15 protein-coding genes and 1 pseudogene are annotated in these 12,837 nt (G+C 67.7%); 5 read left to right on the forward strand and 11 right to left on the reverse strand.

What is annotated here, in order from left to right; all coding sequences use genetic code 11:
* The 6 genes and pseudogenes from FN976_RS25190 to FN976_RS25215 all read right to left on the reverse strand — a co-directional run.
* Positions 1 to 326 (reverse strand): annotated as a pseudogene (locus FN976_RS25190) (C4-dicarboxylate ABC transporter); the annotation flags it as partial.
* Positions 327 to 401: 75 nt separating this feature from the next.
* A complete protein-coding gene (locus FN976_RS25195) occupies positions 402 to 1,721 on the reverse strand; it encodes a TRAP transporter large permease (RefSeq protein WP_145896144.1) in 1,320 nt (439 codons plus the stop codon).
* The gene (locus tag FN976_RS25200; RefSeq protein ID WP_145896146.1) at positions 1,718 to 2,206 is read right to left on the reverse strand and encodes a TRAP transporter small permease; all 489 of its coding nucleotides are present in this window, start codon (positions 2,204 to 2,206) and stop codon (positions 1,718 to 1,720) included. The genes FN976_RS25195 and FN976_RS25200 overlap by 4 nt, the downstream gene beginning before the upstream one ends.
* A 48-nt stretch (positions 2,207 to 2,254) precedes the next feature.
* A complete protein-coding gene (locus FN976_RS25205) occupies positions 2,255 to 2,956 on the reverse strand; it encodes a fumarylacetoacetate hydrolase family protein (protein ID WP_145896148.1) in 702 nt (233 codons plus the stop codon).
* Positions 2,953 to 4,008: a gentisate 1,2-dioxygenase gene (gene gtdA, locus FN976_RS25210; RefSeq protein ID WP_145896150.1), complete on the reverse strand. Its 1,056-nt coding sequence runs from the start codon at positions 4,006 to 4,008 to the stop codon at positions 2,953 to 2,955. The genes FN976_RS25205 and gtdA overlap by 4 nt, the downstream gene beginning before the upstream one ends.
* A gap of 8 nt (positions 4,009 to 4,016) precedes the next feature.
* Positions 4,017 to 5,360: an FAD-dependent oxidoreductase gene (locus FN976_RS25215; protein ID WP_145896152.1), complete on the reverse strand. Its 1,344-nt coding sequence runs from the start codon at positions 5,358 to 5,360 to the stop codon at positions 4,017 to 4,019.
* A gap of 82 nt (positions 5,361 to 5,442) precedes the next feature.
* On the opposite strand from FN976_RS25215, the gene FN976_RS25220 reads away from it, so the two are divergent.
* On the forward strand, positions 5,443 to 5,895 hold the full coding sequence (locus FN976_RS25220) for a MarR family winged helix-turn-helix transcriptional regulator (protein ID WP_145896154.1): 453 nt from the start codon (positions 5,443 to 5,445) through the stop codon (positions 5,893 to 5,895).
* A 9-nt stretch (positions 5,896 to 5,904) separates the two neighbouring features.
* Here FN976_RS25220 and FN976_RS25225 read toward each other — a convergent pair whose 3' ends face one another.
* The 4 genes from FN976_RS25225 to FN976_RS25240 are packed head-to-tail and all read right to left on the reverse strand — an operon-like array spanning position 5,905 to position 9,412.
* Positions 5,905 to 6,207, reverse strand: coding sequence for an antibiotic biosynthesis monooxygenase family protein (locus tag FN976_RS25225; protein WP_145896156.1), 303 nt, complete (start codon positions 6,205 to 6,207; stop codon positions 5,905 to 5,907).
* A 9-nt stretch (positions 6,208 to 6,216) separates the two neighbouring features.
* Entirely contained in the window at positions 6,217 to 6,540 is a 324-nt protein-coding gene (locus tag FN976_RS25230) for a 2Fe-2S iron-sulfur cluster-binding protein (RefSeq protein ID WP_145896158.1), read from the reverse strand.
* On the reverse strand, positions 6,540 to 8,018 hold the full coding sequence (locus FN976_RS25235) for a glutamine synthetase family protein (RefSeq protein WP_145896159.1): 1,479 nt from the start codon (positions 8,016 to 8,018) through the stop codon (positions 6,540 to 6,542). The genes FN976_RS25230 and FN976_RS25235 overlap by 1 nt, the downstream gene beginning before the upstream one ends.
* Positions 8,015 to 9,412 carry a Rieske 2Fe-2S domain-containing protein gene (locus tag FN976_RS25240; protein WP_145896162.1) on the reverse strand — a complete coding sequence of 466 codons (1,398 nt, stop codon included), beginning with the start codon at positions 9,410 to 9,412 and terminating at the stop codon, positions 8,015 to 8,017. The genes FN976_RS25235 and FN976_RS25240 overlap by 4 nt, the downstream gene beginning before the upstream one ends.
* A 52-nt stretch (positions 9,413 to 9,464) precedes the next feature.
* On the opposite strand from FN976_RS25240, the gene FN976_RS25245 reads away from it, so the two are divergent.
* From FN976_RS25245 to FN976_RS25255, 3 genes are read left to right on the forward strand one after another with little or no spacing between them, the layout of a single operon-like run.
* Positions 9,465 to 10,187, forward strand: coding sequence for a GntR family transcriptional regulator (locus FN976_RS25245; protein ID WP_145896164.1), 723 nt, complete (start codon positions 9,465 to 9,467; stop codon positions 10,185 to 10,187).
* Positions 10,184 to 10,882 carry an AzlC family ABC transporter permease gene (locus FN976_RS25250; protein ID WP_255440838.1) on the forward strand — a complete coding sequence of 233 codons (699 nt, stop codon included), beginning with the start codon at positions 10,184 to 10,186 and terminating at the stop codon, positions 10,880 to 10,882. Before FN976_RS25245 ends, FN976_RS25250 begins: the two co-directional genes overlap by 4 nt.
* Entirely contained in the window at positions 10,872 to 11,177 is a 306-nt protein-coding gene (locus FN976_RS25255) for an AzlD family protein (protein ID WP_145896166.1), read from the forward strand. Before FN976_RS25250 ends, FN976_RS25255 begins: the two co-directional genes overlap by 11 nt.
* On the opposite strand, the gene FN976_RS25260 is transcribed toward FN976_RS25255, so the two are convergent.
* Entirely contained in the window at positions 11,174 to 12,115 is a 942-nt protein-coding gene (locus FN976_RS25260; RefSeq protein WP_145896168.1) for an alpha/beta hydrolase, read from the reverse strand. The genes FN976_RS25255 and FN976_RS25260 overlap by 4 nt on opposite strands.
* A gap of 80 nt (positions 12,116 to 12,195) precedes the next feature.
* Here FN976_RS25260 and maiA point away from each other — a divergent pair, with 80 nt between their 5' ends.
* The gene (gene maiA, locus FN976_RS25265) at positions 12,196 to 12,837 is read left to right on the forward strand and encodes a maleylacetoacetate isomerase (protein ID WP_145896170.1); all 642 of its coding nucleotides are present in this window, start codon (positions 12,196 to 12,198) and stop codon (positions 12,835 to 12,837) included.

Below are 12,837 nucleotides of genomic sequence, written 5' to 3' on the forward strand. Positions count from 1 at the left end.
AAGACTTCGATGCGCGGGAAGCGGCCTGCGGTGTTGCCGGGCAGCGTCCAGGAGACATCGACCACGCCGTCCTTGGCCTGGTCGTACAGCTGCACCGGGGTGCCGCCCAGCTGCATGGCCGGGTAGCCCTCGAACTTGATGCGGCCGCCCGACTCTTTCTCGACCTTTTCCATCCACGGCTTGTGCATGGTCAGCCACACGTTGGACTGCGGCGCCATGAAGGTGTGGAACTTGAGGGTGACGGCTTGCTGGGCGAGGCCGCTCAGCGAGGAACCGCCGAGGGCCGCGGCGGCGCCGGATTTGAGCAGGGTACGACGTTGGATCATTTGAATCTCCTAGGCTGCAAAGTAAAACGCAAAAGCGTCCGCCGCAGGTCCGGGGCTTTCCCCTAAGAGGCCCTGCTACTTGATGAATCCCACCAGCCAGAGCGGGATGATGGGGAAGAAGAGGAACAGCATGGTCCGGAGGACGTCGCTGATCAGGAAAGGCATGACCCCGCGGTACGTCTCGCCCATGGGAACGTCCTTGGCCATGCCATTGACGATGTAGACGTTCAGCCCGACCGGCGGTGCGATCAGGCCGAAGCCCACGGTCATGAGCACCATGATGCCGAACCAGATGGCCGTCAGGTCCTTGGACATGCCGAAGTCGAGCGCCATGATCATCGGGAAGAAGATCGGGATGGTCAGCAGCAGCATCGACAGCTCGTCCATCACCGCGCCCAGCAGCACGTAGAACAGCAGGATGGCGACGACGACGATGAGTGGCGACAGGCCCCAGCTGCCCACCACGGCGGCCAGCTGGTTGGGCACCTGCGTCAGTGCCAGCGCGGCGTTCATCAGGTCGGCGCCGAGGAAGATCAGGAAGATCATGGCGGCGCTGGTCGCGGTGCCGTAGAAGCACTCCTTGAATTTATCGATCGTCATCTCGCCCTTCAGGAGCGCGGTGAGGAAAGTTGTTGCCGCACCCACCGCCGCACCCTCCGTCGGCGTGAAGAAACCGCCGTAGATGCCGCCGAAGACCAGCAGGAAGATGACCGCGATGGGCGCCACGCCGGCGATGGCGCGCGCCGTGAGCGGCGGCGGCGCGTCCTCGACTTCCGGCGCATGCCCCGGGGAAACACGGACGTAGATGGCCACGGCCAGCATGTACCCGAACATCGCAATGATGCCGGGCACGATGGCCGCGGCGAAGAGCTTGCTGATGTTCTGCTCGGTCAGGATGGCGTAGATGACCAGCACGATCGAGGGCGGCAGCTGGATGCCCAGGGTGCCGCCCGCGGCGAGCGTCCCGGTCGCGATGCGTCCCGAATAGCCATGCTTGCGCATTTCCGGCAAGGCGACGCTCGTGATGGTCGCGGCCGTTGCGACGGACGACCCGCTGATGGCGCCGAAGGCCGCGCAGGCCAGCAGCGAGGCCATCGCCAGGCCGCCCTTGAAGCGGCCGAGCACCGCCGCGGCGAATTCGAACAGTGCCTTGCTGATGCCGCCCTTGGTAGCGAAATGCCCCATCAGGATGAAGAGCGGGATCACCGACAGGTCGTAGTTCGCGAACCGCGCGAAAGCCTGCGTGTTGAGAAAGTTCGAGAACGGCAACCAGCCCGTCTGCGTCACATAGCCGATGGCGCCGGCGGCAAACATGCTCACCGCGATCGGGATGCGGATGGCCATGCAGGCCAGCATGATCCCGAAGATCAGGCCCGTGAGCCCCAATGAGCTCATATGGCCGCCTCGGGTTCTTCCGCGCCGCCGAAGCCGAACACGGCTTGGTACAGCGAGATCACGCCTGCCAGGATGAACGGCGGAACCATCGTGGCGTAGACCACCCATTCGGGGAAGCCCATGATCTGCGTTTCAGAATTCGAGGAGTAGCTGTTCAGGCCGCCCAGGGTGGTGCGCCAGGCCAGCAGCGCGAAGATCGCGGCGAGAAGAAGGCAGCCGAAGCGGTCCAGCTTGTCGTTGACCGAGGGCCGCAAGCCCGCGGTGAAGAAGTCGACGATGATGTTGCCGCGCCGCAGCTGGCACAGCGGCATGAACAGCGCGATGGCGGCGCCCGCCGCAACGGCGGTGAGCTCGAACGCGCCGACGATGGACACGCCCACCGTGTTGCGCCCGATCAGGCTGCCGCATGTCATGAGCGTGATGCCCGTCAGCAGCACGCCGGCCAGGATGGCGCAGAACCTGGCCAGTGCATCCAATATCCGCAAGCGGCGCTCCTTCGTTGTTTTGTTTCTCTGGTGCGCGCGAACCCGGGGTCACGCAGCCTGGATTTTCACCGAAAGCGTGCCGAGGCCGCCGACCCCACCAACCAGGGTGTCGCCGGCCACGACGGCGGCCACGCCCTCGGGGGTCCCGCTATAGATCAGGTCGCCGGGCTGCAGTTCCCAGGCGGCCGACAGGTGTTCGATGGTCTCGCCGATGTTCCAGATCAACTTGGACACGTTGCTGCGTTGCCGGTCCGAGCCGTTCACCTGCACCCAGATGTCGGCATTGGCGACGTCACCGGCCTGGGCCACGGGCGTGATCGGGCCGATCGGCGCCGACTCGTCGAAAGCCTTGCCGATGCACCAGGGGCGGCCCTGCTTCTTCATCTCGCCTTGCAGGTCGCGGCGCGTCATGTCGAGGCCGACGGCATATCCGAAGATGTGCTTGTGGGCGTCCGCGGCCTGGATGTTCCTGCCGCCCGTCCCAATGGCCACGACGAGTTCGATCTCGTGGTGCAGGTCCTTGGTGAGGCTCGGGTAGCGCATCGTCCCGGTTTCACCGGCGTTCACCACCACGACGGCGTCGGCCGGCTTCATGAAGAAGAACGGCGGCTCGCGCCCGGTGAAACCCATCTCCTTGGCATGCTCCACGTAGTTGCGCCCGACGCAATAGATGCGGTGCACCGGGAACCGCTCGGCGCGGCCGGTGACGGGCACGCTGGCGGCGGGCGCTGGGGGGAAAACGTAGCTCATGACAACCTTTCTTCGCGGTGGATGCCCAGCGCCTGGTGCACCGGACGGTCTGAAAAACTGAACAGCACGCAGCCCCGCGCGGAAGTGAGGCGCGCAGTGTGCCATGAGGGAATCACGAAATGATCGCGCGGGCCGAAGCGGAACGCATAGCTGTTATCACCATGTTCGATGGCCACTTCGCCTTCCCCCTCGACCACGCTGTACACGGCGCCGTCGGTCTGGCGGAAACCCTTTCCGTGGAAACCCGCAGGCAAGCGCTGCATGAAGGTGGCGATGGTCGGCATCGGCCAGCCGCCGGTGAGCGGGTTCACGTAGCGCAGCTTGACGCCATCCCAGGCGTCCACGGGCGCGTGGCGCTCCAGTTGCTCCAGCGCCTCGCGGCTGCGGTCGTAGGGGTAGCTGAAGATCGGCGAGGTGGCGCCGAAGGGCGGCTCGTGCCGCACGGGGACCATGTTGTGGCCATAGCGCGCGAGGCTCGTCCCTTCTGGCCGGCTCACGTCCTGCGAGCGGGCGGCTCCGTTCTCCGCGAAACCGGCGTCGAAGAAGCGGACCATGGGGATGTCGAGCCCATCCAGCCAGACCACGGGGCCATCGGCCTCGCTCCCGTGATCGTGCCAGGTCCAGCTGGGCGTGATGATGAAATCTCCCGGGCGCATGGTCGTGCGCTCGCCGTCCACCGCGGTGTAGGCGCCCGAACCCTCGACGATGAAGCGCAGGGCGCTCTGCGTGTGGCGGTGGCTGGGGGCCACCTCGCGCGGGAGGATCAGCTGCAGGCCCGCGTAAAGGGATTGCGTGACGGCGGACTGGCCGCGCAGCGACGGGTTTTCGAGAATCAGGACGCGGCGCACGGCTTCCTCGGCCGTGATCGCTTCCCCGGCGCGCATCAGGAACGGCCGGACGTCCTCGTACTTCCACAGTGCCGGTACGCACGGAGTGCCGGGTTGGGGCGGTACCAGGGCATGCAGCACCTCCCACAAGGGCGTCAGGTGGTGCGGCGCCATGTCGCGATACAGCTGCTGGCGCAGCAGGGTGGCGGGGTGGGGTGCGTTCACAAGATCTCCTACCAGCTGCGGCCCAGATAGGCGCCGCCTTGTTCCAGCCGCGCCTGCAAGGCGGTCACGTCGACCTTGGCCGCGGCCACATCCGAAGCGATGGCCAAATGCGCGGCTTCGCCCGCCGCCTGGCCCATGACGAAGCAGGCGCCCGTGACGCGCGCAGCCGACTGCGCCTCATGGCTCATGGAGGCGCAGCGGCCGGCCACCCAGACGTTGTCGAGTCCGACCGGCACGGTCATGCGGTAGGGGAGGTGGTTGAAGCCGCGGCTCTCGGGGATCTTCGGCCAGCGGAATTCCACGTCGCCCTTCATGTGCAGTTCGAGCGGCCAGCCGTTGACGCCGATCGTGTCGTCGAAGCTGGCGCAGTCCAGCACGTCGGACTCGGTCAGCTCGTAGTGGCCGCGAACGCGTCGCGTCTCGCGGATGCCGACCTGCGGCGCGATGTCGACGATGTAGCTCTGCTCGAAGCCGGGCACCTCGCGCAGGAAGCCGGCCACGCTGGCGATCTGGCGGCGGCCGAGCACCTCGGCTTCGCTCAGCTCCAGGGCATCGGTCCCGTCCATCGCATTGCCGTCGCGGTTGGCGAGCTGCGTCAGGTTCACCCGCCATTCGATGCCGCTTTTCTGCGGCCGCACGATGGGCGTCTTGCGGGGAAACTGGTAGCGGCCTTCGGCCTCGGCCCGCAGCATCAATTGCGGAATCACTTCCCAGGCCTTGCCGGCGCGCGCTGGATCGATGCCGTTCAGGCGGAACATCGTCGAGGGGTAGAGCATGTTGCCTTGCCCATCGCCTTTGGCATAGGGCACGCCGGCCCAGGCCGCGAGGTCGCCGTCCCCGGAGGCGTCGATGAAGGTGCGACCCAGCACGGCACGCCGGCCCGACTTGGTTTCCACCAGCAGCGCGGCCACGCGCTCTGGCGAGGCCATCACGACGCCGGCGGCGAGCGCATGGAACAGGATCTCCACGCCTGCCGACAGCAGCAGGTCGTCGGCCGCGATCTTGTAGGCCGCCGTGTCGTAGGCCTGCGCCACCGTCTTGCCGAACAGGGCGTGCGGTTCGTTCAGCCCGCCCAGGTGCGCGATCCGTTCCAGCAGGCCGTCGGCCACGCCGTGCACCACCTGACGGATGTCGCCATGGACGTTCGCATGCAAGCCGCAGAAGTTGGTCACGCCAGCCGCGGTCCCCATGCCACCGAGGAAGCCGTAGCGTTCCACCAGCAGGGTCTTGCGTCCGGCGCGCGCTGCCGCCACGGCGGCGGCCATGCCGGCCGGCCCGCCGCCCAGCACCACCACCTCGTACTCGCCGTGGACTGGCGTCTCACGGCTGGGCTCGGTCAGGGTGCGCTGCATGGGGTGGTCTCGTCCGCGGAATTGATAAGCATACTTACGAATGACGATGCTGGCAAGCTCGGCCCGACGCTACACTGCCCGCATGGGGAAGAGCTACGATTTCCGGCATGCGCCCGGCCACCTGATCCGGCGCGCGCACCAGGTCGCGGTCGCCATCTTCATGGAAGAGACGAGCGACTTCGAAGTGACGCCGGTGCAGTTCGCGATCCTCAACACGCTGATCGAGGCGCCCGGGGAAGACCAGGTCACGCTGGCGCGCAATGTCGCATTCGATGCGGCCACGTTCGGCTCGGTGATCGCGCGGATCGAAAGCCGCGGCTGGGTGCGGCGCGAAGCCGACGCCGCCGACAAGCGGCGCAAGCTGCTGTGGGTCACGCCTGAGGGCGAGGAGGCGGCCCAGCGCATGAAGCGCGCCGTGGCCAAGGCGCAGAGCCGCATCCTCGGCCCGCTCGAGGCGGCAGAGCGGGAACAGTTGCTGCGGCTGCTGCAGCGCCTGGTGGACGGGCATGATCCGGCGCCGCCGGATGCCACGTGAGGCCTGGCTTCAGTCCGACTTGGTGACCAGCGTGAAGTGCTCCACCACCGGCGGGCTGGCGAAGAACGGCCCGATGATCGCGCGCCATTCGGCGAACAGCGGCCCCTGGCGGAAATCCACGGTGTGGTTCTCCAGCGTATCCCAGAAGATCTGCAGCACGTAGCGCTCGGGGGATTCGATGCCCTTGTTGACCTTGTAGCCGCGCATGCCCTTCGCGCGAACGGCCACGGTCGTGATGGCGCGCTGGATGGCTTCCTCGAAAGCGGCCTGCTGGCCGGGTGCGATGCGGATCTCGGCGATCTCCAGGATCATGTCTGCCCCTCAGTGTTGTGCGTCGGGCAAGTCTACCGTCAGGCCGTCCAGCTCGTCCGCCAGCGTGATCTGGCAGCTCAAGCGGCTCGTGGGGCGGCGCTCGGCCGCGGTGAATTCCAGCATGCCCGCTTCGTCGTCCTGGGGTGGCGGCAGCTGCGAAGCGAAGGGCTCACGCACATAGACATGGCAGGTCGCGCAGGTCATGAGGCCGCCGCAGTCGGCTTCGATGCCCGCCACGTTGGCGCTGACTGCCGCCTGCATCAGGCTGTCGCCGGTCTTGACCTCCAAGGTCGAAGTTGCGCCATTCGCGGCGACCAGGTGCACGGTGATCATCAAATCCTTCCGAAGTATTCGCGGCGCTGGAACTCGTCCTTGTCCTCGGCCTGCTCGAAGCGTATCTGCTCGGACTGCTTGAGGCGCGTGTAGTAGTCGATGAAATTGGCGCCGAACGCGGCGCAGAGGCGCTCGTCGGCGCGCAGCGCGGACAGAGCCTCACCCAGGCTCGTGGGCAGTTGCTCGCCCTCCCCGCCGTAAGGTGCTGCCGTCGCGGCGGGGGCGCGCAGGCCCCGGGCGACGCCGTCCAGGCCCGCATGGATCTGCGAGGCGAGATAGAGGTAGGGATTCGCCGCCGGCTCGCCGATGCGATTTTCGATGCGCGTCGCGCCGTCGCCGCATTCGCCGATCACGCGCAGCATCGCACCGCGGTTGTCGCGGCCCCACAGCACGGCTTGCGGCGCGAGTGCGTTCGGGCGGAAGCGGCCGTAGCCGTTGGCGGTCGGGGTGCAGAACACCGCCATGCCGCGGGCATGCGCCAGCAAGCCAGCCAGGAAGTGCTCGCCGGTTTCCGACAAGGTCGATTGCGCGTCCGCCGCCGTGCTGCCTGCAGCGGGCGTGTCACGGCGGAACACGTTGCGGCCGGACGCCGGGTCGACCAGCGACTGGTGCAGGTGCCAGCCGCTGGACATGATGTTGGGGAAGGGCGGGCGGCACATGAAGGTCGCGTGGTAGCCAGCGCGCCGGAGCGCCATCTTCACCGCGTTGCGGAACAGCACCATGTTGTCGGCGGCGGTCAACGCGTCCGTCGCCTCGAACACGGCTTCCACCTGGCTGGGCCCGAGCTCGATCTCCAGCGAGATCAGAGGCAGGCCCAGCGCCTGCGCGGTGTGCTGGACGATGCGCATCGGCTCCTCGGCCAGGTCATACCAGGCTTCCGCCAGCAGGTTGTAGCCGGGGTGCACCAGGCTCACGGCGGGGGGCGGCCCCGGCCACGCGGCTTGCAGGGGATCCAGTTGCGCCTGCGTGTCCTCGATGCGGTAGATGTGGAACTCGACCTCGAGCCCGCACTTCATCGCGAATCCCGCCTCGCCCAGCCGTTCCAGCGCGCGTTGCAGCACGCGGCGCGTGTCGAGCTCGACCGGCTTGCCATCCTGGAACCACGGCTGCGCGCGCAGCACGCCGGTGGACGGCGTCCATGGCAGCCGGCGGAAGCTGGCCGGGTCCGCCAGCAGCAGCAGGTTGTTGGCGAAGCCGAACCCAGGCAGCGTCGCGGTGCCTCCGGGCTCGAAGACCTTGAAGGCGGTGCGGTCCGAGGTGTCCTTCAGCATGAGCGTGCTGACCATGCCCACGCCTTCGCGCAATGCACCCACCACCGCCGATGCCACGAGGGTCTTGCCGCGCACGACGCCATGGGCGTCGCACCAGCCGATGCGCACGAGTTCCAGGCCGCTGGCTTCGATCTCCCGCGCCAGGTCGTGCAGCGCTTGCTCGCGCGCCGCGTCATGGATGCCGCAGCGCTCGGCGAATGAAGTCATTCCCCGGAATTCCCAGCCGTCGCGGTGGCGTCGGCCTCAACCTGCGCCCACTCCGCACCGGCCCGCTTGGCCTCGGCCTGCTCCAGCCACCATGTGCCCCAGGCCCCGGCGGGCGCGATGCCGTCGACGGTGTCGGGCCCGCGCATGGCGGCTGCCTGCGAGGCGTCCGCAACGCCCGGCGCCACGCCTCCGGCCTGCACCGTCTCGATCGCTTTCAGCAGCGTGCGCCGATTCGCCATGATCACCTTGTCGCTCGTCCCCAGGTGCTCGCGCGTGCGGTCCTGGATCGCACCCATGCTCTCCACCGCCCACTGGTCGTGCACGTTGATGTCTTCCTCGCCCATGCCGAGGTAGGTTTCGGTGCGCTGTTCCTCGGCGTTGAAACCCCAGTTGTTGTGGCGCCCGGACTTCGGGATGTAGTCGGGCAGCGAGATGAACTGCAGCCGCTGGTTGCGCATGGCTTCCTTGTCCACCGGACCGCCGAAGCTGGTGAACACCGAATACCAATAGGTGCGGGTGTCGTCCACCGGCACGTGCATCTGCGTGATGGTCAGCGTCTCCGACAGCGGGATCACGAAGGTGTGCGGGAAGATCGCCTGCGTCACGCGCACGTGTGTCAGCGCCGGCGTCATCGGCCGCAGCGCCGTCAGCTGCACGCCCCAGGGCTTGGGCTCGAAGCTGATGTCAGGCTGGTGGAACTCGCGCATGATCCGCGTCATCGGCCAGCGCTCGCCGTCGAACTCGCCGGCGCTGGCGCTGCGGAACTGCTTGCCGGCCGCGTTGTCGCCGATGGCGTCCAGCGCCGCATCGTTCAGGAAGCGATGCAGGAAGGACGGGTGGGCCGGGTCGATGCCCACCTCGAAGGCCTGCAGCCAGTTGGCGTTCCACAGCCCCTTGAAGGCGAAGGTGTGGGTCGAGGGCGCGGCGAAGCAGTCGAATTCCGGAAAGGGCGGTGCCTGGCCCTCGTCGCCGAACCAGCCGAAGAGGATCCCGCTTTTTTCCAGCACCTGATAGCTGCGCTGGCGAACGCGTTCGCACAGCTTGCTGCCCGTGGGCTCCGCCGGCGTTTCCAGGCAGCGGCCGGTCGCATCGAACTTCCAGCCGTGAAAAGGGCAGCGCAGGCCGTCGCCCTCGTGCCGGCCGAAGGAGAGATCTGCACCCCGGTGCGGGCAGTCCTTGTCGAGCAGGCCCCAGCGTCCCTCGGCATCCTTGAAGAGAACCAGGTCCTGTCCTAGCACGCGCAACGCCTTGACCGGCCGCTGCGCCATGCGCGGGTCGAGCTTCGGGTCGAATTCGTCGACCAATGCGACCGGCTGCCAGTAACTGCGCAACACGGCGCCACATGGCGTGCCCGGGCCGGTGCGGGTGAGGAGCTCGTTCTGGTCTGCTTTCATGGCGTTCCTAAAACGGTATACCGTTATTGAGATTCAGTGTACAGTGGGCGGCATGAGCTTGCAAGAAACCGTCTTGATGCAGTTGCGCGACCTGATCCTGCGCGGTGAATTCGAGCCGGGCCAACGCCTGGCGGAGCAGCAACTGGCGGAACGGCTGGGCGCGTCGCGCACCCCCGTGCGCGCCGCGCTGGTCACGCTCGAGCAGGAAGGCCTGGTGCAGGTCAACGAGACGGGCGGGTACGTCGTGCGGCAGTTCACGGCACAGGAAGTCGCCGACGCCATTGCCGTGCGTGGGCATCTCGAGGGGATGGCGGCCCGGCTGGTCGCTGAACACGGCGTGTCGCGTCAACTGGAAGGTGCGCTGCGCGCCTGCCTGCAGGAGGGCGACGAGGCGCTGGCCGCGAATCCGCTCACCTACGAGAGCTACGCGAAGTACGCGGGCGCGAACGACCGCTTCCATGCGCTGGTGCTCGAGGCCTGTGGCAACCGCGCCCTGCAACGCGCCGTGACGCTGAACGACAAGCTGCCGTTCGCGCCGGCTTCGGCCATGCTCCCCATGCAATCGGCGCTGGAGCAGGACCGCGAGTGGATGCATTACGCCCACCGCCAGCACCACATGCTGTTCGACGCGCTGAAGCGGGGCGAAGGCGCCCGGGCACAATCCCTCGCCAATGAACACACCGAGGTGGCCCAGATGAACATGCGGATGGCGCTGGAACGGCGCGCGGAGACCGAGCAGGTGATGCCTGCGCTGCGCCTGGTGGTCGGGCGTTGAGCGGCGAAGCGCCCACCACGTTCACCCCCGCCGGCGTTCGCCGCGGCTTCCTGCAAGCCCAGCCGCTCGCGCCGGGCGCGTTCATCTACGGCATGGTGTTCGGCGTGCTGGCCAGCGAGCGCGGACTGGCCTGGCTGGAGGCGCTGCTGATGAGCGTCTTCGTCTATTCCGGCAGCGCGCAGCTGGCGGCGCTGCAGGGCTGGAGCAATTCGCCCGCGATCGCGCCACTCGTGGCCACCGTTCTGCTGATCAACGCGCGCTACGTTCTTTATAGCGCCTCGATCCAGCCCTGGCTGTCCGGCGCCACGCGCCCGCAGGCGCTGGGCACCTTGTTCTTTCTTGGCGACGGCAACTGGGCGCTGGCCATGCGCGAATACCACGCAGGCTATCGCGATGCGGGCTTCGTGCTGGGATCCGGTGTCGCGATGGCGCTGCCCTGGGTGCTGGGCACGCTGGGTGGTCACGTGCTGGGGCACAGCGTGCCGAATCCCGCGACCTTCGGGCTCGATTTCATGCTGGTGGCTTTCGCGGCGGCCATCGGGGTGGGCGTGTGGCGGGGCAAGGGCGACATCGCGCCCGCGCTCGTCGCGGTTCTGGCCGCGCTCGTGTTGCACCGTTGGGTGCCGGGCGGCTGGTACATCGTCGGCGCGGGGCTGGCCGCGGGCCTCGTCGGAGCCATGCGCCATGAAGATTGACACGGTGTTCCTGGTCGCAGTGGCGGCCATGGCGCTGGCTTCCTACGCATGCCGCGTCGGTGGCTATGTGCTGATGGGATACATCCCGATCACGCCCAGGGTGCAGGCGGCGTTGAAGGCGATCCCGCTCGGCGTGATGATCGGCATCGTCACGCCTTCGGTCGCGGCCGGCCGCGTGCCGGAGATCGCCGGACTCGCCGCGGTGGTCGCCGCGATGAAGCTCACGCGCAACGACCTGGTGGCGGCGCTGGGCGGTGCCGCCATCGTTGCGCTTTGTCGCTGGGCGGGGCTCTAGCGATCCAGGGCGTGCCGCAACTGTGCGGCACACATCTGCACGGCGACGTTCGCTTCGTCCAGCACCCGGCCCATGGTGATGAAGCCGTGAATCTGCCGCTCGAAGTTGACCAGCGTCGAGCGGCTGCCCGCCTCGGTGAGCTTTTGCGCGTAAGCCAGTCCCTCGTCGCGCAGCGGGTCGTAGCCGGCGATCAGCACGAACGCCGGTGGCAGGCCCGCGTGGTTCTCGTGCAGGAGGGGGGATGCGCGCCAGTCCAGCTGGTGGCCGGCATCCGCCAGGTAGTGGCCGCGGAAGTACGCGATGGTTTCCTGCGTCAGCAGGTAGCCCTGGCCGTTGGTGGTGTGGGAAGGCGCCACGCAGCGCCAGTCGGTGCCCGGATAGATCAGCAGCTGGAAGGCGATCGGCAGGTCACCCGCATCGCGCGCCGCGAGGGTGACGACCGCCGCCAGGTTGCCGCCCGCGCTGTCGCCGCCCACCGCGAGGCGCGCGGCGTCGATCTTCAAGGCGCCGGCGTTGTCCCGCACCCAGCGGGTGGCGGCGATGCAGTCATCGGGGGCGGCGGGAAAGGGCTGCTCGGGTCCCATGCGGTAATCGACGGCGATCACGGCGCAGCCTGACAGGTTGCAGAGCTCGCGGCACAGCGTGTCGTGGGTGTCCAGGTCGCCGATCACGAAGCCGCCGCCGTGGTAATAGACGAGGGCGGGCAGCAAGTCCGTGGCGGAGCTACCGAGCGGGCGGTAGGCGCGCAGCGGGATGGGGCCGCCAGTGCCGCGCGCTTCCAGGTCGCGCACGTCGGCCACCCGCGGCGGATCGGGCTGGGTGAAAAAGCGGCGTTCGCGATAGAACTTGCGCGCGTCCGCGGGCGAGAGCGTGTGCGTCGGCGGAAGCTTGCGCTCTTCGATGAGGCGCAGCAGCGCCTGGGCCTGGGGATGGAGCATGTGCGCTTGCCTCTTCTAGGAGCCTGACAGTGTAGGCGCGGCAGCGTGCAGCCGCTGTCGCGCGGGTTTATGCTTGGCAGATGAAGCTGTACAACTACTTTCGCTCCTCCGCGTCCTTCCGCGTGCGCATCGCGCTCGAGCTGAAGGGTCTGCCCTACGACTATGTGCCGGTGCACCTGGTGAAGGGCGAGCACAAGCAGGACAAGTACGCGGCGGTTTCGACGTCGGGCCTCGTGCCCACGCTGGAGACCGATGGCGGGGAACGTCTCGGCCAGTCGCTGGCCATCATCGAATACCTGGACGAGACGCACCCGCAGCCGCCGCTGCTGCCCAGCGAAGCAACCGAACGTGCGCACGTGCGCGCCCTGGCGCAACTGATTGCCTGCGAGATCCATCCGCTGAACAACCTGCGCGTGCTCAAGTACCTGGTGCACGAACTGAAGGTGGAAGAGGAAGCCAAGAACACCTGGTACCGCCATTGGGTGCGCAGCGGGCTGGAACTGTTCGAGCGCGAGTTGACGCGGTTGCCCTCCGGCACCTACTGTTTCGGTGACACGCCGACCCTGGCGGATTGCTGCCTCGTGCCGCAGATCTTCAATGGCCAGCGGTTCAAGGTCGATTTCAGCGGTCTGCCGCGCACCATGGCCGCGTTCGATGCGTGCATGGGGCTAGACGCGTTCCAGAAGGCCCAGCCTTCGAACTGCCCCGACAACGAGGGCTGA

Source organism: Caenimonas sedimenti (genome assembly GCF_007833165.1).
Classification (GTDB): Bacteria; Pseudomonadota; Gammaproteobacteria; order Burkholderiales; family Burkholderiaceae_C; genus Ramlibacter; species Ramlibacter sedimenti.